The organism is Pseudomonas sp. GM74 (genome assembly GCF_000282455.1).
Classification (GTDB): Bacteria; Pseudomonadota; Gammaproteobacteria; order Pseudomonadales; family Pseudomonadaceae; genus Aquipseudomonas.
In genome coordinates this window covers 12,381-39,044 of sequence record NZ_AKJG01000105.1, presented here as the reverse complement: position 1 = coordinate 39,044, position 26,664 = coordinate 12,381, and the positions used below count along the sequence as shown (strand labels likewise).

The window sequence follows — 26,664 nt, the reverse complement described above, 5'->3', positions numbered from 1 at the left end:
GGCCTGCCTGACGTATCGCAATAACTGATTTTACGACTGCTTCGCAGCCGAACGCAGCCTCGCGGGCTCGGCAGCTGCTACAAAGGGTGTCGCTGTTTTACGCTCTCACGCGCAGGGTCAGGCCCTTGAGGAAATTGCGCAACAGTTGGTCGCCGCACGGGCGATAGTTGGTGTGGCCGAACTTGCGGAACAGCGCGCTCAGCTCCGGCTTGGACACCGGGAACTCGGCGGCCTTGAGGATCGCGTGCATGTCGTCTTCTTTGAGCTCGAACGCCACTCGCAGCTTTTTCAGGATGATGTTGTTGGTCACCGGCACTTCGATCGGCTGTGGCGGACGGCTTTCGTCCTTGCCGCGCTTGAAGATCACCAGGCCGTCGAGAAAGTGCGCCATGACTTCGTCCGGGCAGCGTACGAAGCCTTCCTCGTCTTCCTCTTTCTTGTCGAGGTAGGTCAGCAGGTCCGGCAGGGTCACGTCCAGGCCGCCGAGCTTGATGATCTCGATGGTTTTCTTGTCGCTGATGTCGAGCATGTAGCGCACGCTGCGCAGTACGTCGTTATGAATCATGTGTGCAGTCCTGATATTCAACTGTGGGCGTCGCGGCCAGGCGCGGCGCCGAAATGTGTGGCGGCGAGAAAAGCCTTAGAACTTCTCTTTACCGGACAGGTAGCGCCATTGCCCCACCGGCACTTTGCCGATGGACACGCCGCCGATGCGAATGCGACGGATGGCGACGACCTTGAGGCCGACCGCCTGGCAGAGCAGGGCGATGATGCCCGGCTGCGGGTTCTTCATGGCAAAGCGCAGGCGGTTCTCGTTCTGCCAGCTGGCCTTGACCGCCGGTAACTCCTTGCCCTTGTAGGTCAGGCCGTGGTTCAGGCGGTTCAGGCCGTGGGCCACCATCTCGCCTTCAACCTCGACCACATACTCTTGCTCGATCTTGCTGGAGTCGGCGGTGAGTTTGCGCAGGATTTTCCAGTCCTGGGTGAACACCAGCAGCCCGCTGGCGTTGGCCTGCAGGTCGGTGCTGGCGGTCAGGCGCAGGAAGTGCCCGCGCAACGGGCGCTTGCCGTAGCGGTGCTCTTCGCTCAGGGTCTCGGCGCCGAGGGTGGCCATGGCGGTATCTGCGTCCATGCCGGCGGGCACGTTGAGCAGCAGGGTCACCGGTTCCGGCGCGGTGGCCTTGGCTTCGGGATCAAGCTCGACCTTCTGGGTGTCGACCTTGAATTGCGGCTCGTCGATGACCACACCGTCGACGGTGACCCAGCCGCCCTCGATGAACAGCTCAGCCTCCCGACGGGAACAGCCGACGAGTTCGATGAGGCGTTTGGAGAGACGAATCGGGTCAGTCATGTCAGGGCCGTAACAAAAAGGGGGTGGGCATTGTACCTGCCTGGCGCCGGTTAATCGCGGGTCCATTTACGCCGTGAGGCTTTTTGTGGGAGCGGGCTTGCTCGCGAAAGCGGTTTATCAGCCAATATTGATGTTGAATTTGATGGCCTCTTCGCGAGCAAGCCCGCTCCCACATTTGGTTCCTGGTTGTGTCAGCCACTGCGTGTGAGTTTTTCAGCCTGACGCATACGCATGTGCAACAACGGATACGGCTGCCCCATGCCATCGACTTCCGAGCGACCGATGACCTCGAAGCCCTGCTTGAAGTAAAAGCCCAAGGCTTGCGGGTTCTGTTCGTTGACGTCCAGTTCGCAGGCGTTCAGGTGTTCCAGGGCATAGCGCAGCAATTTCTTGCCCAGGCCCTGGCCGCGATGGTCGGGGTCGATGAAGAGCATTTCGATCTTGCCGGCCGCGACACCGGCGAACCCGGTGATGCGTTGGTTCGAATCCTTGGTGCAGATCAGCATCACCGAGTCGAGATAGCGAGTCAGCACCAGGTTCTTTAGCAGCTCGATGTAGCTGTCTGGCAGAAAATCATGGGTGGCGCGGACCGAGGCCTCCCAGACCCGGGTCAGTTCTTCGTAGTCGCCGAGTTTCGGCGTGTGGATGACCGAATGCTGACGCATGCCTGTCTGCCTCTTGTGCAGTGGTTGATATGAATCCTTTCAACCTCAAACAATAGCCGTAAAAAAGCCCCGCATCTCGTCAGGAGAGCGGGGCTTTGCGTATTTTTTGCGTTTAGATCTGTTCAGCCCAAAGATCGTATTCGTCGGCGTCGGTCACTTTGCACCAGACCTTGTCGCCCGGCTTGAGGTTGCTGCCGTTGTCGATGAATACGTTGCCGTCGATTTCCGGGGCGTCGAAGAAGCAGCGGCCTACGGCGCCTTGCTCGTCGACTTCATCGACCAGCACTTCGATCTCGCGGCCGATGCGCATTTGCAGGCGCGCCGAGCTGATGGCTTGCTGGTGCGCCATGAAACGCTCCCAACGGTCCTGCTTGACGTCATCCGGGACAACTTCCAGATCAAGGTCGTTAGCCGGTGCGCCTTCTACCGGCGAGTACTGGAAGCAGCCGACGCGGTCGAGCTGGGCTTCGGTCAGCCAGTTCAGCAGATACTGGAAGTCTTCTTCGGTCTCGCCCGGGAAGCCGACGATGAAGGTCGAACGGATGATCAGGTCCGGGCAGATTTCACGCCAGTTCTTGATCCGCGCCAGGGTCTTGTCTTCGAAGGCCGGGCGTTTCATCGACTTCAGCACTTTCGGGCTGGCGTGCTGGAACGGGATGTCCAGGTACGGCAGGATCTTGCCGGCGGCCATCAACGGGATCAGCTCGTCAACGTGCGGGTACGGGTAAACGTAGTGCAGGCGAACCCAGACGCCGAGGGTGCTCAGGGCTTCGCAGAGTTCGGTCATGCGGGTTTTCACCGGCGCGCCGTTCCAGAAACCGGTGCGGTATTTCACGTCGACACCGTAGGCGCTGGTGTCTTGCGAGATCACCAACAGCTCTTTGACGCCGGACTTGACCAGGCGCTGTGCCTCGTCGAGCACGTCGCCCACCGGACGGCTGACCAGTTTGCCGCGCATCGACGGGATGATGCAGAAACTGCAGCTGTGGTTGCAGCCTTCGGAAATCTTCAGATAGGCGTAGTGGCGCGGGGTGAGCTTGATGCCTTGTGGTGGCACCAGGTCGATCAGCGGGTTATGGTCCTGGCGTGGCGGCACGACTTCGTGCACCGCGTTGACCACTTGCTCGTATTGCTGTGGACCGGTCACGGCCAGCACGCTCGGGTGTACGTTGCGAATGTTGCCTTCTTCGACGCCCATGCAGCCGGTCACGATGACCTTGCCGTTTTCCTTGATGGCTTCGCCGATCACTTCCAGGGACTCGGCCTTGGCCGAATCGATAAAGCCGCAAGTGTTGACTACCACGACGTCGGCGTCCTGGTAGGTGGACACCACGTCATAGCCTTCCATGCGCAGCTGGGTAAGGATGCGCTCGGAGTCGACCAGTGCTTTGGGGCAACCCAGGGATACGAAGCCAACCTTTGGATTGGCCGGCGCAGGAGTGGTGGACATGTCTAACCTCGGTATTTTGTGACGCCGCTTGCCGGGCAGGGCAAAACCGACGGACGGGCGCTTGAACTGCGCCTCTGATCAAAAAGTGCGCAATTCTAGCGATGAGTCGCTCACTTGACCAGCTTTATGCAGGGAAATACGACGAGTGCTGCGCTATGCTTCGCGCCGTTACGCTTTACTGATTTTTTACTGTCAACAAAACGTCTGTAACGTGAAGTAAAACAGCGCATGCTGCACGACAAAGCATAGTGCTTCTTTGAAAGAAGCCCGGGTCTGAGAAGTAGGAGTGGTGGATGGGTCAGGCAAGTAGTCAGGCTGCAGGTGCCGAGCATTCGGCGGTCAAGCCGATCGGCATGCTGGTCGCGGCAGTCGGGGTGGTTTATGGCGATATCGGCACCAGTCCGTTGTACACCCTCAAGGAAGTGTTTTCCGGAGGCTATGGCGTGCCGGTCAACCATGACGGGGTGCTGGGGATTCTGGCGCTCATTTTCTGGTCGCTGATCTGGGTCGTGTCGATCAAGTACATGATGTTCGTGCTGCGCGCCGACAACCAGGGCGAAGGCGGGATCATGGCCTTGACCGCACTGGCCCGGCGGGCAGCGGCGGGGCACGCCAAATTGCGCACGTTGCTGGTGGTCTGCGGACTGATCGGCGCGGCGTTGTTCTATGGCGACAGCATGATCACCCCGGCGATTTCCGTGCTGTCGGCGATTGAAGGTCTGGGGTTGGCCTTCGAAGGCATCGACCATTGGGTCGTGCCGCTGTCGCTGGTGGTGCTGGTCGCGCTGTTTCTGATCCAGCGTCACGGTACGGCGCGCATCGGCATTTTGTTCGGACCAATCATGGTCACCTGGTTCCTTGTACTGGGTGCATTGGGCGTCTATGGCATCAGCCAGCATCCAGAGGTCCTGGAAGCGATGAACCCGGTGTGGGGCGTGCGCTTCTTCATCGACCACCCGGGCATGGGTGTGACAATTCTCGGCGCTGTAGTACTGGCATTGACCGGTGCCGAAGCGCTGTATGCGGACATGGGCCACTTCGGCCGCAAGCCGATCGCTCGTGCCTGGTTCATCCTCGTGCTGCCGGCGCTGGTGCTGAACTATTTTGGCCAGGGTGCCTTGCTGCTGGGCGACCCGGAAGCTGCCCGTAACCCCTTCTACCTGCTGGCACCGAGCTGGGCATTGATCCCGCTGGTCGGCCTGTCGACCCTGGCCACGGTGATTGCCTCGCAAGCGGTGATTTCCGGTGCGTTCTCCCTGACCCGCCAGGCGATCCAGCTCGGTTACATCCCGCGCATGCACATCCAGCACACCTCCAGCGCCGAACAGGGCCAGATCTACATCGCCGCGGTGAACTGGGCGCTGATGGTCGGCGTGGTGCTGTTGGTGCTGGGTTTTGAATCCTCCGGTGCCCTGGCCTCGGCCTACGGTGTGGCGGTGACCGGGACCATGCTGATGACCACTATCCTGGTGTCCGCGGTGATCCTGCTGCTGTGGAAGTGGCCACCGGTCCTTGTGGTGCCGCTGCTGTTGGGTTTCCTGCTGGTAGATGGTTTGTACTTCGCCGCCAACGTGCCGAAAATCGTTCAGGGCGGTGCATTCCCGGTCATCGCCGGTTTCGCGCTGTTTGTGCTGATGACCACCTGGAAACGCGGCAAGCAGTTGCTGGTCGAGCGTATCGATGAGGGTGGATTGCCGCTGCCGATCTTTATCAGCAGCATTGCCGTACAGCCTCCCCATCGTGTTCAGGGCACCGCCGTGTTCCTGACGGCGCGGCCGGATGCCGTACCCCACGCGCTGTTGCACAACCTGCTGCATAACCAGGTGCTGCACGAGCAAGTGGTGCTGCTGACGGTGGTGTACGAAGACATCCCGCGGGTGCCGCCAACACGGCGCTTCGAGGTGGATTCCTACGGCGAAGGTTTCTTCCGGGTGATCCTGCACTTCGGCTTTACCGACGAGCCGGACGTACCGAAAGCGCTGAAGCTGTGTCATCTCGAGGAGCTGGACTTCAGCCCGATGCGCACCACCTACTTCCTCAGCCGGGAAACGGTCATCGCCTCCAAGCTCGAAGGCATGTCCCGCTGGCGTGAGGCGCTGTTTGCGTTCATGTTGCAGAACGCCAACGGCAATTTGCGCTTCTTCAATCTGCCGTTGAACCGGGTGATTGAGTTGGGTACTCAGGTCGAGATGTAAGCCTCATCAAAAAGCCCCCGTTGCCGTGAGGTAACGAGGGCTATTTTGCTGGCTGTCAGATCACTCTGTAGCAGCTGTTTCCTTCAGCTGGCGCTTCTCGATGATCTCTACCAGACGCTTGGCCAGCGCCGGGTAGTTCTCGTCGAAGTGGTGACCGCCGGGCAGTTTCATCGCTTCGCCCACCGCCGTCTTGTCGGTACAGCCACTCTCGTCGGTTTCTTCTTCACCGTAGATGCACACCACTTTGGCGGCTGGCAGCTTGGCCATTTCCGGGCCGGTGGCGGCTTCCTTGCCGGCGTTGCCGAGCCAGCCTTCGACTTCGATTTCAAAGCTGCCGGTACGGGCGAAGGCCAGCAGGATGATTGCGTCAACGCGATTCTGCTCCGACTCGGCCAGACGGTTGTAGATCGCCGGCAGTACGTCGGCGCCGAACGAGTAGCCGGTCAGGATGAAGCGCTTGGTGCCCCATTTCTGCCGGTAGTGTTGCATCAGTTCAGCCAGGTCCAGCGCGCTTTGCTCCGGGCTCTTGTGTTGCCAGTAGTAGCGCAGGGTGTCGATGCCGACCACCGGGTAGCCGATCTTGGCCATCTCGCCCGCCACGTCGCGGTCGAGGTCGCGCCAGCCGCCGTCGCCGGACAGGAACAGGGTCACGGTGTCCCTGGCCTGGCCTGCCGGCACTTCGACCACCGGAATCTGCAGGCCGCCAGCGGCTTTGTCGCCGCCGACGAGGATCTTGCGCAGTTCGTTGTTCAGCACTTGCGGCAGGTTGATGTCGTAGTCGCTGATGCTGGTTTCGGCGTTCGGTTGATCACGCACGAAGCCGGCACTGGTGTCGTCCGGGTTGTCGTTCCACGCCGCCAGCCAGTGACCGTGGGCGGCGCTTTTGGGCAACAGGTGAGTGCAGCCACCCTTTTCCAGGGCCAGGTCGACCGAGACGGCGTAGGCTTTGTCGTCCTTTTGCTCGGACAACCAGCGCCAGGCCAGCACGGCGCCTGGGCCGATGCCGCTGACCAGGGTCGCCGGGCCTTTGAGCTCCCGCAGGCCCGATTGCAGGGCACGGCTTTGCAGCAGGCAATCCTTGGGCAGGATCACCTGGACAATTTGCGCTGAGCCACTGCGGCTCAGGGTCATCAATTGCTTGTCGCTGAGTTTCTGGTCTTCGTTGACCGCCACCAGCACTTGGGCGCGTGGCGTGGTGCCGGGGATCACACGGGTCATCGCCGCACCATCGGCCGGGGTCAGCCATTCGAGGGTCGGTTCCGGTGCCGGGCGTTTCAGGTACCAGAAACCGCCACCGAGAATCAGGGCCACTATCACCAGCGTGCCCAATACATACCGCAAGGAGCGTTGAATCATCAGCGTTTCACCAATCCGGTCAAGCCGCCCGCGATCAGGGCGGCAGTGTCGGCCAGCGCAACCAGCGGATCGAGTCCGGCGGGCACGGCCATATAACGGGGTTCCCAATCAGGCTGGAACTTGTCTTTGAAGCGGCGCAAGCCCTGGAAGTTGTACAGCTGCTCACCACGGCGGAATACCATCGAGCCCAGGCGCTGGGTAAGTGGTGCGCCACGACGGGGTTGCAACCCCGACAGCGGCACCATGCCCAGGCTGAAACGCGCGTATCCATGGTTTTTATAATGTTGAATCAGGCCGACCATCATGAACTCCATGGTCAGCTTCGGGGCATCCGGGTGCGCGCGCATCAGGTCGAGGCTGGCCAGGTCATGGCCGTAGGTCTCGAGCAGGTTGGCGAACGCCACCGGGCGTCCTTCGAAACGAATCACCGCGATGCGGAAATGCTTGAGGTAGTCATCGCTGAAACGACCCAGCGAGAAGCCTTTCTCCCGGACGTTCTTGCCGGTCAGCCAGGCATCGGAAATCACCTTGAGCTCGTCCATAGGCGCTTGGCCTGGCTCATGGATTTCCAGTGACAGGCCGTCACGGGTGCCACGGTTCCAGGTGTAGCGCAGGTCCTTCATCTCTTTGCCCTTGGCCTCGAGATCAAAACGCTTGAGGTCGACCCGGGCTTCTTCGCCGAGCTTGATCGCGGTCAGGCCGATGTCCATGTAGTACGGCAGGTTCTCGGCGCGCACTTGATAGAACACGGGACGGGCATGGTGGATGTCGCACAGGTCGCGGAACTGCCAGATCATTTCCGCCCGTTGCTGGCCCGGGCCGATCGGGTCATACAGTGCCACCAGGCTGCGGCCGCGACGGGCGTACATCAGGAAGGCTTCGTCATTGGGGTGAAACAGCAGCGCCTTGTCACCGGTCAGTGCCAGGCCGCCATCCGGTTGGGCCGATGCCATGAGGATCTTGCTGGCGCGCTCCAGTTCGTCGGGCGTGGGCAGGTGAATGACCGGGCGCGCGGTGCGCAACAACCAGGTCAGGGACACCACCACCAGCAGCACGGCAGCCCCGAGCAGCGAGCGCAGGCCGCGAGGGGCGTCGGCGTCGAGGGTGAACTGCCACCAGAGTTGGTGGCTGTACGGCACGTCCTGGTAGGCGAACAGCAGCAGCCACATCGACGCACCGAGTACGCACAGGCTGGCCACCAGATACAGTGGCGAGAACGGCAATTCGGTCAGGCGGCTGGGGCGATAGAACGAGCGGCGGAATACCCCCAGCAGGCTCGCCGTCAGCACCATCAGACTGGCTTCTTCCCAGTCGAAGCCTTTGAGCAGCGAGAGCAGGGCGCCGACCAGCAACAGAATGGTGGTCAGCATCCACGCGGCCGACAGCCGGCGGCGAAGGCCCTGGGCCAGCAGCAGGCAAAGCACGCCGACCAGGCTGGCGCCGAAGTGCGAAGCATCGACCAGTCGATGGGGGATCAGAAAACCGATGTGTTCCAGGCGGGTATCGATTTCCGGGGTGGCGCCGGAGAACAGCAGGACAACGCCGGACAGAAACACCAGCACCGCCAGTATCGGCGCCGCCAGGCCCGAGGCCGCGCGTAACGTCTGGCGCGTCTGGAACAGGCGCTGACCTTCATTGACCAGCAACAACAGACAGGCCACCAACAGGGGCAGGACCACGTAGATCAAGCGATAGAGCAGCAGGGCGGCCGCCAGTGGCGCAGCACCCAGGGTGTCGGAAAAGGCCGCCAGCAAGATCGCCTCGAACACCCCGACACCGCCCGGCACATGACTGAGCACGCCAGCGGCCAGGGCCAGCAGGTAAACCAGAAGGAACGCACCGAAGGGTGGCGTTTCCGGCAGCAGCAGATAGAGCACGGTAGCGGCGGCCGCTACGTCCAGGGCGGTGATGACCAATTGCAGGAAGGTCAGGCGACGCCCGGGCAGGCGCAAGGTGCGGCGCCCGACCCTGACCAGCAAGTTGTCCGGGTAAGGCTGATCCGGCAGCCGACGACGGTAGATACCGATGGTCAACACGGAAAACAGCACGAGCACGGCGGTCGCCACCACGCCCAGCAACGTCTCGGAGAGCCCCAGGGCGGAGGACGCCGCTGGCAGGTCACTGAGCGTCGCCAGGGCGGCCAGCGGTGGCAGGGCGCAACCCAGCGAGAGACTGGCGAACAACGTCATGCGGGCGACTTCTGCCGCTCCCAGGCCATGGCGGGCATAGAGGCGATAGCGAACCGAGCCGCCCGACAACATTGAAAGACCGATGGCGTTGCCGATGGCGAAGGCCGTGAAGCCGCCAAGCGCCAACGTGCGTGGTGCCAGGTTCACTTCGGCATAGCGGCTGGCCGACCATTCGTAGCCGAGCAGAATGATGAAGCCCACCATGGTTGCGCCCAGTGCGCCCATCAAGGCAGGTTTTGGAACCTCGAGGATCGAGTCGTGAAGCGCGTCAAGGTCGAGTTCGCTCAACAGGTGGCGACAGGCAATCAGCGCGATCGCGAACAGCAGCAGGGTGATCGCCAGGCCGATGGGTTGACGGTACTTGCTCAATCGATCAAGCAGGTGCAGGCGCTCGGCATTGATCGGTTGTGTCGCTGTGACAGTGTCTTGTGAATCAGACGAGTTGGCGCGCATCAATCACCTCTTGGATTGTGCGCGACAGGATGGAGGTATCCAGCCAAGTTACCAATCCCTGTAGAAAAAAATAATCACAAATATTAACGCCTATCACCCGGCAGCAGGGATGGCGCCTCATCAGTCGTGAAGGCTTCAGCCTGTGATTGAGCATAGTCTGAACCCGGCGCATCGGGGCTCCCCGAACGGCTTGCTACACAGTGGCAGGTCATTGTTGCGAAAGGACTTTTTCAACAGATACAAAAAAGGCCACTCTTTCGAGTAGCCTTTTTTGATGTTTGGTTGCGGGAGCCGGATTTGAACCGACGACCTTCGGGTTATGAGCCCGACGAGCTACCAGACTGCTCCATCCCGCGTCTGTGTGGCGGCATTCTATAGAGATACACCGGGGTGTCAACCGTTAATCCTGAAGCAGGTCAAATAAATGTTGAATCGCGTCAAACGGTCGCAGGGGTGGCCTAAGTTTCGGAATCAGAACGATTTCCGGTTTCGGTCTGGTTGAGCGTCCAGGCGTTGTTTCGTCGTTCGGTGCTACAAAACGAGCGCGCACAAAAAAGGCCACTCTTTCGAGTAGCCTTTCTTGATGTTTGGTTGCGGGAGCCGGATTTGAACCGACGACCTTCGGGTTATGAGCCCGACGAGCTACCAGACTGCTCCATCCCGCGTCTGTGGGGCTCATTCTATAGAGATGCGTTCGGGTGTCAACCTCAAATTCCGATAAAACCTCTTCCTGTTCAATCGGTTAGCGTTAAAAAGTGAAGGCCTGGCGGTCTGTGAGGCAGGCGGGGTAAGGCCTGTGGGTCTATTGGAAGTGATTTTTCGATTGAAAAAATAAATTCATAATCGACTCTTCCTACGATTGGAAAAGAACATTCAGACTACTGGTGCTATATACAGGTGTCGGTGAGATACTGTTTGTCCGGCACGCCATGACGCCTTTTCTTTGCCATGAACACGGCTTTGCTATGACCCAACGCAAGATCATCCACGTCGATTGTGACTGCTTCTATGCCGCCATCGAGATGCGCGACGACCCACGCCTCGCCGGTAAACCACTGGCGGTAGGCGGATCGGCGGACCGGCGTGGGGTGATTGCCACCTGCAATTACGAGGCACGAGCGTACGGAGTGCGTTCGGCGATGTCCTCCGGACATGCCTTGAAGCTGTGCCCGGACCTGACTATCGTCAAGCCACGCATGGATGCCTATAGAGAAGCGTCCAGGGAAATTCACACGATCTTTCGCGATTACACCGAGATCATCGAGCCGCTCTCGCTCGATGAGGCGTACCTTGATGTGTCGGACAGCGCGCATTTCGCTGGCAGTGCAACGCGAATCGCCCAGGACATCCGGCGCCGCGTCTCCAATCAGTTGCATATCACCGTGTCGGCGGGCGTGGCGCCGAACAAGTTTCTGGCCAAGATCGCCAGTGACTGGAAAAAGCCCAACGGCTTGTTTGTCATCACTCCGGACCAGGTCGAGGACTTTGTCAGCGGTTTGCCCGTGAGCAAGTTGCACGGGGTCGGCAAAGTCACCGCCGACAAGCTCGGCAAGCTGGGCATCACCGATTGCCTGCAATTGCGCGAGTGGGACAAGTTGGCGTTGGTGCGTGAGTTCGGCAGCTTTGGCGAGCGACTCTGGAGCCTGGCCCGTGGGATCGATGAGCGTGCAGTGCACAACGACAGTCGTCGTCAGTCGATCAGTGTTGAAAATACCTACGACGTTGACCTGCCGGACCTGAAGAGCTGTCTAGACAAGTTGCCCGAGCTGCTGGAGACCCTGGCGGGTCGCATGGCGCGAATCGACAGCAGCTACCGTCCGGGCAAGCCATTCGTCAAAGTGAAGTTTCACGACTTCACCCAGACTACATTGGAGCAGGCCGGGGCAGGGCGGGATCTGGGGAGTTATCAGTTGATGCTGACCCAGGCCTTCAATCGCGGCGGTAAGCCGGTGCGGTTGTTGGGGGTAGGCGTGCGGCTGGAGGACTTGCGGGGCGGGTTCGAGCAGATGGAGTTGTTTGAGCGGTAGTTGAGTGGTGAATGTGCGGGCCCCTTCGCGAGCAAGTCGGATCGCCGCACCGCCGCTCCCACAATGGATAGCGTGATCAACTGTGGGAGCGGGCTTGCTCCGGGCGGTGATCCGACGAAGCTTTTTGGCTTTAATTGAGTCCCGGATTCGCCACCAGTCGCTCGCCATTGCGGGCCAGTGACTTCAGGAATTCGGTCTGCAATTCGGGATCATTGCGCGTCAGTTCGATCAGGCTCTGTTCCAGTTCGCTGGCTTCTTCTTCAAGACCAAGTTCCGACAGGCGCTTGACCCGGTGGACCCACTGATTGACTTCGTCGCCTTCGAGATCGTCATAAATCAGCCCGTGGGCCTCATAGAGCTTGCTGCGCAAGGTGCTGCTGACGGCCAGCGAGGAGTCGCTGTGTACGTCGTCCTGGGCATCCTCGACACGAATCAGCAGCCGGCTCAGATGATTGATGTCATGTTCGGCGAACGGGTTGTCCAACAGATTCAGGCGCAATACGCCGTTTTTGTCGGTGGTCAGTTCGAAGGTTTCCTTGCCGGCCTTGACCTCGACCGGGCGCTCGCTCCAGGGCAGGCTTGAGTACTCCGTGCGCTTGTCGCGCTGGACTTCGTCAATGCCGGCCAGGTTCTGCTGCGCGCGACCATGGGACTGCACGTTCATGAGCGGGTTGAGCCCGGCGAAACCGTAGCTCAGCCAGTCCTTGGTCACGCTGTCCGGCAGGTTGCCGAGGGCGAACACATTGACCACGTTGGCACCGACACCCGCCACCACGGCCACCGCGCCCAGCGGGATTTCGTAAATCTCCCGCCAGGGTTGGTACGGCGTATAGCGGTCGTAGTGACGAGTGACTTCGTACTCGGTGACTTCGAAGGTCTTCTGCTCGTGGATTTTCACCCGCCGTTGCGGCAGCTCAAGCACCTTGGGCTCACCGACATCGATCTGCAGGCTGTGATCGAGCAATTTGCGCTCGACCCGTTCCTCGTGCTCGCTGCGTTGTGACATGTGATTGGCACAGCCGCTGACCAGCAGGGCGCCGCACAAGGCGGCGCCACCGAGGCCTAAGGTGTTTCGCTTGAACATGACGTCTCTATATCTGCTATCAGCGGCGGATGCGGGCCTGAAGGAAGGACAGTACGTCGGCGACCGGCAGTGCTTGTGCGTCGGCCTCGGTACGGCTCTTGTATTCCAGGTTGCCTTCGGCCAGGCCGCGGTCGCTGACGACGATCCGGTGTGGAATGCCGATCAGTTCCATGTCCGCGAACTTGATGCCCGGGCTGGTTTTCTTGTCGCGGTCGTCCAGTAGCACTTCGAACCCGGCAGCGGTGAGTTCCGCGTACAGCTTGTCGGTGGCTTCGCGAACCTGCTCGGTTTCGTAGCGCAGCGGCACCAGGGCGATCTGGAAAGGCGCGAGGGTGTCGCTCCAGATGATCCCGTTTTCGTCGTTGTTCTGCTCGATGGCAGCTGCCACCACGCGGGACACGCCGATGCCGTAGCAACCCATTTCCAGGGTGACCGGCTTGCCGTTTTCGCCCAGCACTTCGCACTTCATCGCTTTGCTGTACTTGTTGCCCAGCTGGAAGATGTGCCCGACTTCGATGCCGCGCTTGATCTCCAGGGTGCCCTTGCCGTCCGGACTCGGGTCGCCGGCCACGACGTTGCGCAGGTCGGCAACGGTCGGAACAGGCAGATCACGCTCCCAGTTCACGCCGAAGTAGTGTTTGTCGTCAATGTTGGCGCCGATGCCGAAGTCGCTCATCAGCTCGACCGAACGGTCGATGATGATTGGCAGCGGCAGGTTCAACGGGCCGAGGGAACCGGCGCCGGCACCAATGGCCTCGCGCAGCTCGCTTTCGGATGCCATGACCAGAGGGCTGGCAACGCCAGGCTGGTTGGCGGCCTTGATTTCGTTCAACTCATGGTCGCCACGGATGATCAGGGCAATCAGCTTGCCTTTCTCTTCGGCGTGCACCACCAGGGTCTTGATGGTTTTCTCGATCGGCAGGTTGAAGCCTTCGACCAGTTGCGCAATGGTCTTGGCGTTCGGCGTATCGACCAGGCGCAGCTCTTCGCTCGGAGCGCCGCGCGAGGTCTCGCGAGGCACGGCTTCGGCTTTCTCGATGTTCGCCGCGTAGTCGGATCCGTTGCTGAACACGATGTCGTCTTCACCGGATTCGGCCAGTACGTGGAACTCATGGGAGCCGGCACCGCCGATGGAGCCGTTGTCGGCTTCTACAGGGCGGAACTTCAGGCCCAGACGGGTGAACACGTTGCAATAAGCCTGGTGCATGCGGTCGTAGGTGACCTGGAGCGAAGGCTGGTCAGCGTGGAACGAATAGGCGTCCTTCATGATGAATTCGCGGCCGCGCATCAAGCCGAAGCGTGGGCGGATTTCGTCACGGAATTTGGTCTGGATCTGGTACAGGTTGATCGGCAGCTGCTTGTAGCTGCTCAATTCGTTGCGCATCAGATCGGTGATGACTTCTTCGTGGGTCGGGCCTGCGCAGAAGTCGCGACCGTGGCGATCCTTGAAGCGCAGCAATTCAGGGCCGTACTCTTCCCAGCGCCCGGATTCCTGCCACAGCTCAGCCGGTTGCGTGCTCGGCATCAACACTTCGAGAGAGCCGGCGGCGTTCATTTCTTCACGAACGACGGCTTCGACCTTGCGCATTACCCGCAAGCCCATCGGCAGCCAGGTGTACAGGCCCGAGGCGAGTTTGCGGATCATGCCGGCGCGCAGCATCAGCTGGTGGCTGATCACGACCGCGTCGGAAGGCGTTTCTTTTTGTGTGGCGAGCAAAAATTGACTGGTGCGCATGGTTGGCCGTTATCGATTGCTGATGACGAGAAATGACGGAGCATTGTACGGGCGAGATCCGCTGGCGTACAGGCGTGCGGTCGCTGGTGTGGCAGGAGGGCACGATTCACTCGACCCTCCGCGATTCTTCCTGCGTAAGAGTCTACGACTCTTCGGCGATCGGAGTCTGCACCGGTTCCGGTGTCGGTGTCGGGCCTTCACGGCGGTTTTCCTGGAACCAGTGCAAGGCGATCAACAGCAGGGTCGGGACGCCTAGCAGGGCGGTGATCAGGAAGAAGTCATGGTAACCGAATTTCTCCACCATGACTCCGGAGTAGCCGCCGATCAGGCGTGGCAGCAACAGCATGATCGAGCTGAGCAGGGCATATTGGGTGGCGGAGAACTTGAGGTTGGTCAGGCTCGACAGGTAGGCGACGAACGCCGAGGTCGCCAGGCCCGAGCTGAAGTTGTCCAGGGAGATGGTCAGCACCAGCATGTTCAGGTTGGGGCCCATGTCGGCGAGCATCAGGAACAGGATGTTGGTCGCCGCGGACGCGACACCGCCGATGAACAGGATCGGCAGGATGCCGAAACGCACGATCAGCAGGCCACCCATACCGGCGCCGACCAGGGTCATGATCAGGCCGAAGATTTTACTGACGCTGGCGATCTGGTCCTTGGTGAAACCCTGGTCGATGTAGAACACGTTTGCCATCACACCCATGACCGTATCGGACATCCGATAGGTGGCGATCAGGCCGAGCAGCAGCAGCGCTTGCCAGCGGTATCGCAGGATGAAGTCGTTGACCGGTGTCAGCACAGGCGCCAGGCCGCGACGGCCCATGGCCGAGAGGCACAGGGCGGTGAGCGTGATATAGAGGATGGCCCGCAGGAAGGCGCGGTCTTCGAGCAGCAGGTCGAGAGGGCTCACGCCTTCGAACAATACGCTGGCGAAGTCGGTGTTGTAGAGCTGGGTGAACATGGCCGGCACGGACACCAGCAAAATGATCAGCACGAACACTGAGGCCAGTTGATGCACGAAGCTGTAGCGCCCGGCCTGCAGTTGCGTGCGCAACGGGACCGGCGGTTCGCGCATGAACATGCTGGTCAGCAGTGCCGGGACCATCAGGGCGCCGAACAGGATGTAGGTGCCGGCCCAGGCCGAATGCTTGTAGTTGAAGCCGGTGGAGCCAAAGCCTTCGGCGAAGTAGAGCGCGCCTGCGGTAGCCAGCAGCGCAGCGACCCGGTAACCGGACATGTAGCTGGCGGCCAGTGCGGCCTGACGATTGTCTTCGGCGATTTCCAGGCGGTAAGCGTCGACCGCGATGTCCTGCGTCGCTGATGCGAAAGCGACGACGACGGCAATGGCGATCAGCCAGGACAAATGCTTTTGCGGGTCGCAGAAACCCATCCCGATCAGGCCAAGGATGACCAGTGCCTGGGACAGCACGAGCCAGGATCGTCGTCGACCGAGTTTGCCGAGCAATGGCAGTCGCCATTGGTCGAGCAAGGGTGACCAGACCCATTTGAAGGCATACGCCAGGCCGATCAGGCTTGCATAGCCAATGGTTTCACGCGCCACGCCAGCTTCACGCAGCCAGACTGAAAGTGTCGAAAACACCAGCATGTAGGGCAAGCCGGCGGCGAAACCAAGCAGCAACAGCACGAGTGTCGAGGGGCTGGCATAAGCGGCGAGCGCGGCGCGCCAGGTTTTACGGGGCATGGGCTGGAGTCTGCCTCAAGAAATACGGAAACAAAGCGCGCACTCTAACCGCTGTGCTCTACCGGACGCCAGCCATGGCGCTGAATATCAACATGATTATTCAGGATACTGATGCCCTCCATGCGTAATCGTGCGCGCTGCTCATCACCCGAAGGGCTGCCCGCCGGCAGGCTGATGCGCCCGTTTGCGGCCAGAACACGGTGCCAGGGCAGCTTGCTGTCGCCAGGCAGTTGACTGAGGGTGCGCCCGACCCAGCGGGCGGCGCGACCCAGTCCTGCAAGCTCTGCCAGTTGGCCGTAGCTGACGACTTTGCCCTCGGGTACCTGTGCCAGCGTCAAATACAGCACCGTGCGTCGGATTTGCGCTGCACTCTCGGGTTCATCGGTTGGATCGGTCACGTCCGTCAGTCCTGAAAAGGTTTGCTTTACAATCTTTAGAGTAATTCCTTCGCAGGAAGTTGAGAAATGAACTCAACAGAAATAGTCGGGTCAGTCCTTGTCAGGGCCTTGTTCCCACGGATAATGCCGACTTTTCTCGCAAGCCTGAGCCTGTATTTTGTTTATGTTGTCCAGATCCCTGCTGTGTCTCGCCGTCCTTGGCGCATCCCCTCCCTTGCTGGCCGATACCGTGTGGTTGAAGAACGGTGACAAGCTGAGCGGCGAGATCACGCTGTTCGATGGCGGCAAGCTGCTGATCCAGACCGAGTACGCCGGTGCGGTGACGATCGACTGGAAACAGGTCAAGACCCTGGACAGCGATCAAGAGTTGCTGGTCAAGCAGGATGCCTACAGTGGCGAGAAAGCCAAATCGCTGAAAGCGGCGGACGCCGGCAAGGTTACGCTGGCCAACGGCGATGCACCGAAGACGGTCGAGCTGGCGAGCATCCAGCAGATCCTCAAGCCAAAACCTGTGGTCGAGGATCTGGTGTGGAAAGGCAACGTCGATATCGCGCTGGATTACCAGCGGGCGGAAAACGACACCGATGACTACGACATCGATTTCAAGACCAGTGCGCGACACGGTCGCTGGCGGCACACCGCTGAAGGTGAATACAACCGTGAGTTCCAGGACGACGTGGTGACCACGGACAACTGGAGGGCCGAGTACTCCATCGACCGATTCCTGACCGAGCAATGGTTCTGGCAGGGGCGCCTGGTCTACAAGCGCGACAAGGTCGAGGATCTTTCCCGCCAACGCACGGTCGGTACCGGTCCCGGCTATCAGTTCTGGGATAACGAACTCGGGGCGTTCTCCCTGGGCTCGCTGATCAACCGCACGGACTATGAATTCTCCGATGGCAGCAAGGACAATTTCTACGCCCTGGCCATGACGTGGGACTACAACCGTTACCTGGTCGGCAAGCGTGTCGAGTTCTTCACCAATGGCGAGGTTGGCAAGCCGCTGTCGGGTGTGGCCGACTACGCGCTCGATGCCGAAATGGGGTTGCGCTACAAGGTGACTGACTGGGCTTCGCTGAACATGAAGGCAGAGCGCGACATCATCAGCGGCACTGACGATTCGGATCTGGACAAGACACGCTACACCGCAGGGTTTGGCGTGACCTGGTAATAGCATCAAAAGATCGCCGCCTTCGACAGCTCCTGGAGGGTCTATCCGGGAGCTGTCGAAGGCGGCGATCTTTTTTGCGTGGACAAAACACCCGCCCACAAAAAAGCCCCGCTGTTGAGGGCGGGGCTTTTTACTAAAGCAAGTACAAGTTAGATAACTTGAACTTCTTCAGCTTGCATGCCTTTCTGACCGCGGGTAGCGATGAAAGAAACCTGTTGGCCTTCTTTCAGGCTTTTGAAGCCGTCGGACTGGATAGCTTTGAAGTGAACGAACAGGTCGTCACCGGATTGTGGAGTGATGAAGCCGAAGCCTTTTTCATCGTTGAACCACTTAACGGTACCGGTTTGGCGATTAGACATGGTGTAACTCCTTGAACAAAGATAACTGCGACTCAGGAAGAACCCTGGCCGAGACTGAGTGCAAAGAGCAGGAAAAATTCTTGTAGATGGTTGGATCGAAATTCAACATATCGTGTAGAGATTCTCAGTGACACAAGCAGCACAGTGACGCCACCTTAACCCTTTTTCCGGGACGTGCCAATGCTTCTTGCGAAGGTTTCTCTGTTTTAAGGATCGGCGGTGTGACGGTTCGTCGCCAGAGCAGGTAATTCCTGGCTGTTCGGCGAGAATTGCACCGCGGACTTTGAACCCGGCGGCGCGCCCGGTAAGATGCCGGACAGAATTTTTCGACCTCGCTATTCAGGACACCCGCCATGAGCATCAAATCGGACAAGTGGATTCGCCGCATGGCGCAGGAACACGGCATGATCGAGCCTTTCGTCGAGCGCCAGATGCGTGGCAGCGACGATAGCCGTGTGATCTCCTACGGCGTGTCGAGCTATGGCTACGATGTGCGTTGCACCAATCATTTCAAGGTGTTCACCAACATCAATTCGGCCATCGTCGACCCGAAGAACTTCGATGCCGGCAGCTTCGTCGACATCCACAGCGACGTGTGCATCATTCCGCCGAACTCCTTCGCCCTGGCCAGCACCGTCGAATACTTCCGCATTCCGCGTAACGTTTTGACCATTTGCCTGGGTAAAAGCACCTACGCGCGCTGCGGCATCATCGTCAACGTCACGCCGCTCGAGCCTGAGTGGGAAGGCCACGTGACCCTGGAGTTCTCCAACACCACCAATCTGCCGGCGAAAATCTACGCGAACGAAGGCGTGGCGCAGATGCTGTTCCTTGAGTCTGACGAAGAATGTGAAGTTTCCTACAAGGACCGTGGCGGCAAGTATCAGGGCCAGCGTGGCGTGACCCTGCCGCGCACCTGAGTCAACCGTCTGACAAATGTCGGGAATTCCTGAGCGGGCGTACACTCTATGGGGTGTACTGTTCCGACCCGCGCAAGGCGGGTCGGGCCATCGCTCAGGAGTGCCGAATGAAGATCGATCCGCGAATCAGTGCCGAACTGGCAAGACTTGAACCCAATCAGGTTGGCGTTCTGGCCTGGTCCCTGTTGGCACATCCGCCCGTCAGCATGGCAGGGGGCATCCCCGGCCAGCCTGATCCTGATACCCCGAATGAACAGCCTAATGAACCGGGCGAACCTACGCTGCCGGATGAGCCGCCGCCTGCGCCTGTTGTCTGATAATCCAGGCACTACAGATCAAAAAATGTGGGAGCGGGCTTGCTCGCGAAGGCGGAGTATCAGTGGCATTCATGCCGCCTGACACACCGCCTTCGCGAGCAAGCCCGCTCCCACAGTTTTTTCTGTAGTCGTTACTTCAGGTTGCCACTGAGGAACTGCTTCAACCGCTCGCTTTTCGGATTGCCCAGCACCTCTTCCGGTGCGCCTTCTTCCTCCACCAGGCCCTGGTGCAGAAACAGCACCTGGCTCGACACTTTGCGGGCGAAGCTCATTTCGTGGGTCACCATGATCATGGTCCGGCCTTCTTCGGCCAGGCCCTGGATCACCTTGAGCACTTCACCCACCAGTTCCGGGTCCAGCGCCGAGGTCGGTTCGTCGAACAGCATGACTTCCGGTTCCATGGCCAGTGCGCGGGCAATCGCTACCCGTTGTTGCTGGCCGCCGGACAGGAAGGCCGGGTATTGGTCAGCCACGCGGGAAGCCAGCCCCACCTTGTCGAGGTAACGCCGGGCGCGGTCCTCGGCTTCTTTCCTGTCGCAGCCCAGCACCCGGCGCGGCGCCATGGTGATGTTTTCCAGCACCGTCATGTGGCTCCACAGGTTGAAATGCTGGAACACCATGGCCAGGCGGGTGCGAATCCGCTGCAGTTCATTGGCGTCGGCCACGTGCATGCCGTGACGATCCTTGATCATGCGGATGTTCTGCCCGTCGAGGCTCATGGCGCCGTCGTTGGGTTGTTCCAGGAAGTTGATGCAGCGCAGAAAGGTACTTTTACCCGAGCCGCTGGCACCGATCAGGCTGATGACGTCGCCGGTTTTGGCCTTGAGCGAAACACCTTTGAGGACTTCATGGTCGCCGTAGCTTTTATGCAGGCCTTCGATGGTCAATTTGTACATGGGGCGTGCATCCTCAAGGCGAAAGTAGATAGCCGCTGCGATAGGCTTCGGTGCCCGCGACGTGGGCGATCACCATGCCGGCAGTGGCCATGCGGCGCAGCGAGCGGGCATACATCAGCCCGGCTGTGGCGCAATGAACGGGAGTGACCAGATCGTTGACCGGATCAATGATCTCGGCGATCAGTTGCCCGGCTTCCAGGTATTGACCCGGTAATGCGGTGAACACCAGCAGCCCGCCAACCGGCGTGGCCACCGGCTCAACACCGGCCAGCGGTGTCGCCGGGTAGGGCAGCTCGGGCAGGGGCGAGGGTTCGCCGGCGATTGCGCCGAAATGGATCAGGTAATCGATCAGCGCCTGGCAATCCAGGCTGGCGAGCGGGTGGTTGACGTCGCCCTGACCGCGCAGTTCGACGGTCACCGAAAAACTGCCTGGCGGAATGTCGAAGTGCTCGCCGAAGCGCTCCTTCAACTGCCACCAGAGCAGGGTGAAGCATTCGTCGAACGACTGGCCACCCGAATCGGTTGCCAGCAGGCTGGCTTCGGCGCCGATGTAGCGGGCCAGCGGCTCGACCTGCGGCCAGGCTTCAGGTGTGGTGTAGAGGTGGGCGACCGCTTCGAAATCGCAATGCAGATCGAGCACCATATCGGCGTCGCAGGCCAATCGTTGCAGGGTCAGACGCTGGGATTGCAATTGGGTGCCGGCGGTCTGCCGGGCCAGCGCCTCGCGCAGGTTGCTACGGATCAATTGCATGTTGTGCTGCGGATCGTCGCCGAGCTTGCCTTCGATCGCGTTGCCGACTTCCTCACTGAGATCGACGAACCAGCGGTTGAAGTTCTGGCCGCTTTCCAGCTCGTAGCGGCCCAGCGGCACATCCATCAGTACCTGTTCCAGGCCTACCGGGTTGGCGACGGGCACCAGCACGATTTCGCTGCGCAGGCGACCGGCGGCTTCCAGCTCCGCCAGGCGTTGCTTGAGGTGCCAGGCCACCAGCATGCCGGGCATTTCGTCGGCGTGCAGGGAGGCCTGGATGTAGATCTTGCGGTTGGCCGGGTGTGGGCCGAAGTGAAAACTGTGGATCTGTCGTGCGGTCCCCGGCAACGGGGCCAGCAGGTCATGTTTCTGGTGGCGCATCTGTTGTTCCTGAAGCAGGTTGAGACCTAGTGGGTCGGCCCGAGGAAGGCCAGCCATCGGCGTTCGGCAAGGCGGAACAGGCCGACCAGCGCAAAAGTGACGGTCAGGTAGATCAGCGCGGCGATGCCGAACGACTGGAAGGTCAGGAAGGTCGCCGAGTTGGCGTCCCGCGCGACTTTCAGGATGTCGGGGATGGTCGCGGTGAAGGCCACGGTGGTCGAGTGCAGCATCAGGATCACTTCGTTGCTGTAGTACGGCAACGAGCGACGCAGGGCCGACGGCATGATCACGTAGGCATACAGCTTCCAGCCGGTCAGGCCGTAAGCCTTGGCCGCTTCCACTTCACCGTGGGCCATGCTGCGGATTGCCCCGGCGAAAATCTCCGTGGTGTAGGCGCAGGTGTTCAGAGCGAAGGCCAGGATCGTGCAGTTCATCGCATCGCGAAAGAATGCGTCCAGTGCTGGCTGGGCCCGAATGGCGGCCAGGCTGTAGATCCCCGTGTAACAGATCAGCAACTGGATATAGAGCGGCGTGCCACGGAACAGGTAGGTATAGAACTGCACCGGCCAACGGATGTAGAAGTGCGGCGATACGCGGGCGATGGACAGCGGGATCGACACGATAAAACCGATGAAGATCGAAGCGCTGAGCAGCCACATCGTCATGGCCAGGCCGGTGATGTTGTTGCCGTCGCTATAGAGGAATGGTTTCCAGTATTCCTGCAGGAGTTCGATCATCGTACGGCCTCTCGGGTCCCGGCGGAGTAACGACGTTCGAGCCAGCGCAGGATGAAGTTGGATGCGCTGGTGATCACCAGGTAAATCAACGCGGCAAGCACCAGGAAATAAAACAGCTGATAGGTACTCTTACCGGCGTCCTGGGCAGCCTTGACCAGGTCGGCGAGGCCGATGATCGACACCAGGGCGGTGGCCTTGAGCATCACCATCCAGTTGTTGCCGATACCCGGCAGGGCATAACGCATCATCTGCGGGAACACCACGATCCAGAAACGCTGGCCGCGCTTGAGGCCATAGGCGGTGGCCGCTTCGACCTGACCCCGTGGGACCGCGAGAATCGCGCCACGGAAGGTTTCGGTGAAGTACGCACCGTAGATGAAGCCCAGGGTAATGACCCCGGCACTGAACGGGTTGATCTCGATGTATTCCCATTCCATGTAATCGGTAAGGGAGGTCAGCCAGGTTTGCAGGCTGTAGAAGATCAAGAGCATCAGGACCAGGTCCGGAACGCCGCGAATGAGGGTGGTGTAGGCCTGCGCAGGGACGCGTAGCAGTGCCGATCTTGAAAGCTTGGCACTGGCGCCGAGCAGCCCGAGCAACACGGCTACCAACAGCGACAACGCCGACAACTTGATCGTCATCCAGGTGCCTTGCATCAGCAGCGGACCGAAGCCCTTGAGGCTGAAGGCAGAGAGCCCCAGATTTTCTAATAGGTTTTCGAACATAAATCAGCAACCTGATCGGATGAAAAAAGCGCCCATCGAGAGATGGGCGCCGGGCATTATTTGCCGCTGTACAGATTCAGATCGCCAAAGTGTTTCTTCTGAATGGTGGCGTAGGTGCCATCATCGTGTAACGCTTTGATACCTTTATCCAAAAGTGCTTTCAGCTCGGTGTTACCTTTCTTAATGCCGATGGCTGTCTTGGATGGCAGCAAAGCGTTGTCGACCGGCTTGCTGACATCGTAGTCGGCGCCCTGTGGCGACTTCAGGAAGCCCAGTTCGGCTTGCAGCATGTCCTGAATGCCTGCGTCGAGACGACCGGAAGTCAAGTCGGCGTAGACCTGATCCTGGTTGGCGTAGGCCTGGGTTTTCACGCCGGCCTTGTCCAGAACGGCTTTGGCATAGGCTTCCTGAATGGTGCCTTGTTCGTAGCCGACGGTCTTGCCCTTGAGCGAGGCGACGTCTTCAGTCACGCCAGAACCTTTCTTGGACACGTAGGCGGTTGGGCCGGAGAACAGTTCGCTGGAGAAGTCGATGACTTTTTCGCGGGCTTCGGTAACGGTCATCGACGAGATCACACCGTCGAATTTATTGGCTTTGAGACCCGGAATCATGCCGTCGAAATCGCTTTCGACCCATTTGCACTTGACCTTCAGTTCGGCGCAGATCGCGTTGCCCAGATCGATGTCAAAACCTACCAGGCTGCCATCGGCCGCTTTCGATTCGAACGGTGCGTAGGAAGGGTCAACGCCGAAACGCAGTTCTTTGTATTCCTTCGCCATGGCGGAGCCGGCAGCCATGCACAACGCCAGTGCAGAAAGGGTCAGCAATGCTTTTTTCATTATTCAATCCCTAAAAACCAATATGAGCGCTTGTGGCGCAGAATTATTGTTACTGGAAAGCGTAAGACCTGTTGAAAGTAGCAATTTCCGAACCAGAGTGCCGAACAAGCGTTTTAAAAGGTGCTTGGAAATGGCCGGAGACAGATTTATGCACGAAAACGGGCGCAGGGAAATGGGTGCACCAAATCATCTCGCCACAAAAAACGGTTTGACTGAGCGGGGTGCCAGTCTCTCCACCTCGTCGACACGACTTGTCCTTGCGTCAGCGCAACGGCGATGGCGGTCCGACATTCAACCTCTATGTTGAATGTCGGACCGCCATCGCGAGCAAGTAAAGGGCTGGGTTACTTTCCTGGTGTCAACGTCAACCGCGCCTTGCCATAGGCGTTGTCGAAGCTCTGCGGCTGCATCGGCAGGCTCATGTACTGGCCCTTGAGCCACGGCTCGATGCTGTTGAGGTAGTTCGGGCTGGCCGGGTTGCCGGACTGACCGGTGCCGTTCTGCGCCATCAGCGGTTCGGACTGGCCGAAGTCGACGATAAAGCGCATGGCTGGCGCCAGCGTGGTGTTGAAGTCCTGGCCCCAGGCGAAGGCGGCGGTGTTGAGGGTGGTGTGATCGCCGCCGGCCGGCAGGGGGCCGCGTACGGTCTGGCCGCTACTGTTTTTCCATTCATAGCGATGCAGTTTGCCCCACTGCCAGGCTTTGTGATCACCGCCCAACTGGCTGTCGCCGGCGCTGATTGCGGCGGCGAGGCTGCGAGCGAGGATGGCTGGTTTGTCTTCTTTCTGTGCGGTGCGCACGTCATCCCAGAACGGGCTGTCCTCACGCCCGAGCAAGTGATCGGCCTGGGCCGCGTAGGACAACTTGCCGTCGGCGACAAAGGCTTTCCACGCCGGGCTGCTTTGCGGGCCCAGTTCATCGAGGAAGATCTGCCGCGTGCTTTCCTGCAGGAACAGTTCGTAGATGGCCGCATCGGTGGAGGCCGGGCCGAGCTTGCCGTCGAACGCCATCAAGCGGCTGTAGGCTTCGTGTGCCTTGGCGCGATCGGCCGGCGGCAAGGCGTCCATGGCTTGTTTGAGTGGCTGGGCCATACCCGGCGCTTCAAACATTTTCTTCAGCTTGGCAGCGAAGTTGGTGGTCTGGTCGTATTGCATGGCGATCAGGCTGCGGTTGTCGTGTTTGCCTGCGCCGGCCAGTTCGGCCAGGCGCTCGCCGCGCTCCGGAGCCGCCCATGAATTGGACAACTGCATGCCGTAGCCATGGGGAATGACTCGCTGGTTGGCGGTGCCGAGCCAACCCTGAGCCGGGTCCTGGTCGTACGGGTGCAGCATTGGGTCGGCGTAACCGTCCCAATCGTAACGACCTTCCCAGCCCGGCGAGGGCAGCAGGCCTTCGCCTTCACGACGGTTCGGGTAACGACCGGTGACTTGCCAGCCGATGTGGCTGGCATCGGCGAACACCAGGTTCAGCGCAATGGCGCGAATTTCGCGGCTGGCATCCGAGGCTTTCTCGACGCTCTGAGCGCGGGACAGGTCGAAGAACGCGTCCAGGGTTTTGTCGTCGGTGAAGTTCGGCGTCTGCAAGGCCAGGCCGAAACCATTGGCCAGCGTGGTGCCCTGGGCGCTGTTGAGTAGCGGGCCATGGCGGGTTTCGTACACCGCTTCGCGAATCGACCGCTGGCCTTTGACGAAATAGGTTTCGTTGCGCACGATCGCCGGTTGCCACTTCCCGGCGTTTTCGTAGGCAAGCCCGTTGCCCTGGCGCTTGATCTTCTCCAGGAACAGGTCCTGGTTGTCGCCCATCACGGACGTCATGCTCCACGCCACCTTGCCGTTGAAACCGCCAAGCACCATCGGCAGGCCCGCGATGGTCACGCCGGACGCCTGATACTTCGGCGCGCGAATCTGCACGTAACTGAACAATGAAGGCACGCCCAGCGGGCCGTGACTGTCACTGGCCAGCAGGCTCTTGCCGCTGCGGCTGCGTTGCGGGGCGATGGCCCAGTTGTTCGACGAGGTGGCGCCCAGCAGGTTGAGGTCCGACAGTTGGCCAGTGGCCTTACTGAGTTCGGCCAGCCCCGGTACTTGCCCGTTGAGCTTGATGCCTTGCAGTTTTTCGCTTTCGGCGGCCGGCAGTTTTTCGTCGGGAGCCGACGGCGTCAGCCACGCCAGTTTGTCGGTGGTGACGGTCTGGGCCAGTACCAGAGAGGAAATTTCTTCCGGCAGGTTGGTCGACTGGCTGAAGTTCAGCAGGCAGAAAATCAGCGCCGAATCTTCCGGTTGCCAGTATTCAGGCTTGTAGCCGGTGGCTGTCAGATCCGCCGGCAGTTTGTCGCGGTAGCGGAACAGGTAGGCGTTGACCCCGCGTGCATAGACTTCGAAGAAACGCTTGAGGCGCGGCGAAGAAGCCTTGTACAACTCGGCGGCGCTTTTCTTCAGGTTGACCGCCCGCATGTAACGGTCGGCATCCAGCAGGTCTGCACCGTGCATCTCGGCCAAACGGCCCTGGGCCAGCAGGCGCAGGGTGACCATCTGGGTGATGCGGTCGCTGGCATGTACGTAACCGAGGGTGAACAGCGCGTCGTGGAAGCTGTTGCTTTCGATCAGTGGCATGCCCATGGCATTGCGACGCACCGAAACGCTCTGCGCCAGGCCCTTGAGTGGCTGTACACCGGAGGTCGGCGGGAGGGTGTCCTGGGCGTTGAAGTTCTGACAACCGGTCAGGCTCAACACACCGGCCACTGCTGCGGCAACGCCGAACCGGGGTAGAAAATGAGTAAGGGCTGGCGAGGCCATGGCAAAGCTCCTGCGGGGGTGGTGGCGCAATAAAGGCGCTACGTTAGTGAGCAGGCGATGGCCGCGCAAGCGGGGTAAGAGGTTATTTCAGGATTTGTCAAAGATCGCAGCCTCAACAGTGGCTTGCCAGCGGTAATCGGTGATGTTGAAGTGCGACACGCTCAACAA

The 26,664-nt window shown here is 60.1% G+C and carries 22 protein-coding genes and 2 tRNA genes; 5 read left to right on the top strand and 19 right to left on the bottom strand.

The features are described from left to right. Nucleotides 1–97: 97 nt before the first annotated feature. The 4 genes from PMI34_RS07885 to rimO all read right to left on the bottom strand — a co-directional run bounded on the left by PMI34_RS07885 (nucleotide 98) and on the right by rimO (nucleotide 3,466). Nucleotides 98–565 (bottom strand): DUF1456 family protein, encoded by a 468-nt coding sequence (locus PMI34_RS07885; protein ID WP_008052166.1) that lies wholly within the window; start codon nucleotides 563–565, stop codon nucleotides 98–100. A 75-nt stretch (nucleotides 566–640) separates the two neighbouring features. Beyond that, a complete protein-coding gene (locus PMI34_RS07890; protein ID WP_007971163.1) occupies nucleotides 641–1,351 on the bottom strand; it encodes an rRNA pseudouridine synthase in 711 nt (236 codons plus the stop codon). Between the two features lie 191 nt (nucleotides 1,352–1,542). Continuing rightward, nucleotides 1,543–2,016, bottom strand: coding sequence for an acetyltransferase (locus tag PMI34_RS07895; protein ID WP_008052165.1), 474 nt, complete (start codon nucleotides 2,014–2,016; stop codon nucleotides 1,543–1,545). A 112-nt stretch (nucleotides 2,017–2,128) separates the two neighbouring features. After that, nucleotides 2,129–3,466 carry a 30S ribosomal protein S12 methylthiotransferase RimO gene (gene rimO, locus PMI34_RS07900; RefSeq protein ID WP_008052161.1) on the bottom strand — a complete coding sequence of 446 codons (1,338 nt, stop codon included), beginning with the start codon at nucleotides 3,464–3,466 and terminating at the stop codon, nucleotides 2,129–2,131. Between the two features lie 293 nt (nucleotides 3,467–3,759). Between rimO and PMI34_RS07905 the strand changes: the two genes are divergently transcribed. Further along, a complete protein-coding gene (locus PMI34_RS07905; protein ID WP_008052160.1) occupies nucleotides 3,760–5,661 on the top strand; it encodes a potassium transporter Kup in 1,902 nt (633 codons plus the stop codon). A 60-nt stretch (nucleotides 5,662–5,721) separates the two neighbouring features. Here the strand turns inward: PMI34_RS07905 and PMI34_RS07910 are convergent, their stop codons facing one another. From PMI34_RS07910 to PMI34_RS07925, 4 genes are all read right to left on the bottom strand, one after another. Continuing rightward, on the bottom strand, nucleotides 5,722–7,017 hold the full coding sequence (locus PMI34_RS07910) for a virulence factor family protein (protein WP_008052159.1): 1,296 nt from the start codon (nucleotides 7,015–7,017) through the stop codon (nucleotides 5,722–5,724). After that, a complete protein-coding gene (gene mprF / locus PMI34_RS07915; protein ID WP_008052158.1) occupies nucleotides 7,017–9,659 on the bottom strand; it encodes a bifunctional lysylphosphatidylglycerol flippase/synthetase MprF in 2,643 nt (880 codons plus the stop codon). Before mprF ends, PMI34_RS07910 begins: the two co-directional genes overlap by 1 nt. 279 nt (nucleotides 9,660–9,938) lie before the next feature. Then, nucleotides 9,939–10,015 (bottom strand) — tRNA-Met (locus PMI34_RS07920). A 232-nt stretch (nucleotides 10,016–10,247) separates the two neighbouring features. Then, nucleotides 10,248–10,324, bottom strand: a tRNA-Met gene (locus PMI34_RS07925). A 300-nt stretch (nucleotides 10,325–10,624) separates the two neighbouring features. On the opposite strand from PMI34_RS07925, the gene dinB reads away from it, so the two are divergent. Then, entirely contained in the window at nucleotides 10,625–11,686 is a 1,062-nt protein-coding gene (gene dinB, locus PMI34_RS07930; protein WP_008052157.1) for a DNA polymerase IV, read from the top strand. Nucleotides 11,687–11,816: 130 nt separating this feature from the next. Here the strand turns inward: dinB and PMI34_RS07935 are convergent, their stop codons facing one another. The 4 genes from PMI34_RS07935 to PMI34_RS07950 form a co-directional block, all read right to left on the bottom strand. After that, nucleotides 11,817–12,770, bottom strand: a complete 954-nt coding sequence (locus tag PMI34_RS07935; RefSeq protein ID WP_008052156.1) for a hypothetical protein — start codon at nucleotides 12,768–12,770, stop codon at nucleotides 11,817–11,819. Between the two features lie 19 nt (nucleotides 12,771–12,789). Continuing rightward, the gene (locus tag PMI34_RS07940) at nucleotides 12,790–14,505 is read right to left on the bottom strand and encodes a proline--tRNA ligase (protein WP_008052154.1); all 1,716 of its coding nucleotides are present in this window, start codon (nucleotides 14,503–14,505) and stop codon (nucleotides 12,790–12,792) included. A 142-nt stretch (nucleotides 14,506–14,647) separates the two neighbouring features. Then, nucleotides 14,648–16,207, bottom strand: a complete 1,560-nt coding sequence (locus PMI34_RS07945; protein ID WP_008052153.1) for an AmpG family muropeptide MFS transporter — start codon at nucleotides 16,205–16,207, stop codon at nucleotides 14,648–14,650. Nucleotides 16,208–16,251: 44 nt separating this feature from the next. After that, a complete protein-coding gene (locus PMI34_RS07950; protein WP_008052152.1) occupies nucleotides 16,252–16,605 on the bottom strand; it encodes an MGMT family protein in 354 nt (117 codons plus the stop codon). 163 nt (nucleotides 16,606–16,768) lie between these two features. Between PMI34_RS07950 and PMI34_RS07955 the strand changes: the two genes are divergently transcribed. After that, nucleotides 16,769–17,776 (top strand): DUF481 domain-containing protein, encoded by a 1,008-nt coding sequence (locus PMI34_RS07955; protein ID WP_008052150.1) that lies wholly within the window; start codon nucleotides 16,769–16,771, stop codon nucleotides 17,774–17,776. 149 nt (nucleotides 17,777–17,925) lie between these two features. Here the strand turns inward: PMI34_RS07955 and PMI34_RS07960 are convergent, their stop codons facing one another. After that, nucleotides 17,926–18,135, bottom strand: coding sequence for a cold-shock protein (locus PMI34_RS07960; protein ID WP_002554837.1), 210 nt, complete (start codon nucleotides 18,133–18,135; stop codon nucleotides 17,926–17,928). Nucleotides 18,136–18,488: 353 nt separating this feature from the next. Here PMI34_RS07960 and dcd point away from each other — a divergent pair, with 353 nt between their 5' ends. Continuing rightward, nucleotides 18,489–19,055 carry a dCTP deaminase gene (gene dcd / locus PMI34_RS07965; RefSeq protein ID WP_007940589.1) on the top strand — a complete coding sequence of 189 codons (567 nt, stop codon included), beginning with the start codon at nucleotides 18,489–18,491 and terminating at the stop codon, nucleotides 19,053–19,055. Between the two features lie 107 nt (nucleotides 19,056–19,162). Then, on the top strand, nucleotides 19,163–19,372 hold the full coding sequence (locus PMI34_RS07970; protein ID WP_008052149.1) for a hypothetical protein: 210 nt from the start codon (nucleotides 19,163–19,165) through the stop codon (nucleotides 19,370–19,372). Nucleotides 19,373–19,503: 131 nt separating this feature from the next. On the opposite strand, the gene PMI34_RS07975 is transcribed toward PMI34_RS07970, so the two are convergent. The 6 genes from PMI34_RS07975 to PMI34_RS08000 all read right to left on the bottom strand — a co-directional run bounded on the left by PMI34_RS07975 (nucleotide 19,504) and on the right by PMI34_RS08000 (nucleotide 26,496). Then, nucleotides 19,504–20,268 carry an ABC transporter ATP-binding protein gene (locus tag PMI34_RS07975; protein WP_008052148.1) on the bottom strand — a complete coding sequence of 255 codons (765 nt, stop codon included), beginning with the start codon at nucleotides 20,266–20,268 and terminating at the stop codon, nucleotides 19,504–19,506. A gap of 13 nt (nucleotides 20,269–20,281) precedes the next feature. Beyond that, nucleotides 20,282–21,400, bottom strand: coding sequence for a succinylglutamate desuccinylase/aspartoacylase family protein (locus tag PMI34_RS07980; RefSeq protein WP_008052147.1), 1,119 nt, complete (start codon nucleotides 21,398–21,400; stop codon nucleotides 20,282–20,284). A 26-nt stretch (nucleotides 21,401–21,426) separates the two neighbouring features. After that, a complete protein-coding gene (locus tag PMI34_RS07985) occupies nucleotides 21,427–22,137 on the bottom strand; it encodes an ABC transporter permease (RefSeq protein WP_008052146.1) in 711 nt (236 codons plus the stop codon). Beyond that, nucleotides 22,134–22,862 (bottom strand): ABC transporter permease, encoded by a 729-nt coding sequence (locus tag PMI34_RS07990; RefSeq protein ID WP_008052145.1) that lies wholly within the window; start codon nucleotides 22,860–22,862, stop codon nucleotides 22,134–22,136. Before PMI34_RS07990 ends, PMI34_RS07985 begins: the two co-directional genes overlap by 4 nt. 56 nt (nucleotides 22,863–22,918) lie before the next feature. Beyond that, nucleotides 22,919–23,701: a transporter substrate-binding domain-containing protein gene (locus PMI34_RS07995; protein ID WP_008052144.1), complete on the bottom strand. Its 783-nt coding sequence runs from the start codon at nucleotides 23,699–23,701 to the stop codon at nucleotides 22,919–22,921. Nucleotides 23,702–24,045: 344 nt separating this feature from the next. Beyond that, nucleotides 24,046–26,496 carry a penicillin acylase family protein gene (locus tag PMI34_RS08000; protein ID WP_008052143.1) on the bottom strand — a complete coding sequence of 817 codons (2,451 nt, stop codon included), beginning with the start codon at nucleotides 26,494–26,496 and terminating at the stop codon, nucleotides 24,046–24,048. Nucleotides 26,497–26,664: the final 168 nt, after the last annotated feature.

Bases quoted from the DNA above. Each gene is read 5' to 3' on its own strand.
- PMI34_RS07975 (WP_008052148.1), bottom strand. From the start codon at position 20,268: ATGTACAAATTGACCATCGAAGGCCTGCATAAAAGCTACGGCGACCAT.
- mprF (WP_008052158.1), bottom strand. From the start codon at position 9,659: ATGCGCGCCAACTCGTCTGATTCACAAGACACTGTCACAGCGACACAA.
- PMI34_RS07905 (WP_008052160.1), top strand. From the start codon at position 3,760: ATGGGTCAGGCAAGTAGTCAGGCTGCAGGTGCCGAGCATTCGGCGGTC.
- PMI34_RS07910 (WP_008052159.1), bottom strand. From the start codon at position 7,017: ATGATTCAACGCTCCTTGCGGTATGTATTGGGCACGCTGGTGATAGTG.
- rimO (WP_008052161.1), bottom strand. From the start codon at position 3,466: ATGTCCACCACTCCTGCGCCGGCCAATCCAAAGGTTGGCTTCGTATCC.
- PMI34_RS07970 (WP_008052149.1), top strand. From the start codon at position 19,163: ATGAAGATCGATCCGCGAATCAGTGCCGAACTGGCAAGACTTGAACCC.
- PMI34_RS07955 (WP_008052150.1), top strand. From the start codon at position 16,769: ATGTTGTCCAGATCCCTGCTGTGTCTCGCCGTCCTTGGCGCATCCCCT.
- PMI34_RS07885 (WP_008052166.1), bottom strand. From the start codon at position 565: ATGATTCATAACGACGTACTGCGCAGCGTGCGCTACATGCTCGACATC.
- PMI34_RS07940 (WP_008052154.1), bottom strand. From the start codon at position 14,505: ATGCGCACCAGTCAATTTTTGCTCGCCACACAAAAAGAAACGCCTTCC.
- PMI34_RS07990 (WP_008052145.1), bottom strand. From the start codon at position 22,862: ATGTTCGAAAACCTATTAGAAAATCTGGGGCTCTCTGCCTTCAGCCTC.
- dinB (WP_008052157.1), top strand. From the start codon at position 10,625: ATGACCCAACGCAAGATCATCCACGTCGATTGTGACTGCTTCTATGCC.
- PMI34_RS07945 (WP_008052153.1), bottom strand. From the start codon at position 16,207: ATGCCCCGTAAAACCTGGCGCGCCGCGCTCGCCGCTTATGCCAGCCCC.
- PMI34_RS07995 (WP_008052144.1), bottom strand. From the start codon at position 23,701: ATGAAAAAAGCATTGCTGACCCTTTCTGCACTGGCGTTGTGCATGGCT.
- PMI34_RS07890 (WP_007971163.1), bottom strand. From the start codon at position 1,351: ATGACTGACCCGATTCGTCTCTCCAAACGCCTCATCGAACTCGTCGGC.
- dcd (WP_007940589.1), top strand. From the start codon at position 18,489: ATGAGCATCAAATCGGACAAGTGGATTCGCCGCATGGCGCAGGAACAC.
- PMI34_RS08000 (WP_008052143.1), bottom strand. From the start codon at position 26,496: ATGGCCTCGCCAGCCCTTACTCATTTTCTACCCCGGTTCGGCGTTGCC.
- PMI34_RS07980 (WP_008052147.1), bottom strand. From the start codon at position 21,400: ATGCGCCACCAGAAACATGACCTGCTGGCCCCGTTGCCGGGGACCGCA.
- PMI34_RS07895 (WP_008052165.1), bottom strand. From the start codon at position 2,016: ATGCGTCAGCATTCGGTCATCCACACGCCGAAACTCGGCGACTACGAA.
- PMI34_RS07960 (WP_002554837.1), bottom strand. From the start codon at position 18,135: ATGTCTAATCGCCAAACCGGTACCGTTAAGTGGTTCAACGATGAAAAA.
- PMI34_RS07935 (WP_008052156.1), bottom strand. From the start codon at position 12,770: ATGTTCAAGCGAAACACCTTAGGCCTCGGTGGCGCCGCCTTGTGCGGC.
- PMI34_RS07985 (WP_008052146.1), bottom strand. From the start codon at position 22,137: ATGATCGAACTCCTGCAGGAATACTGGAAACCATTCCTCTATAGCGAC.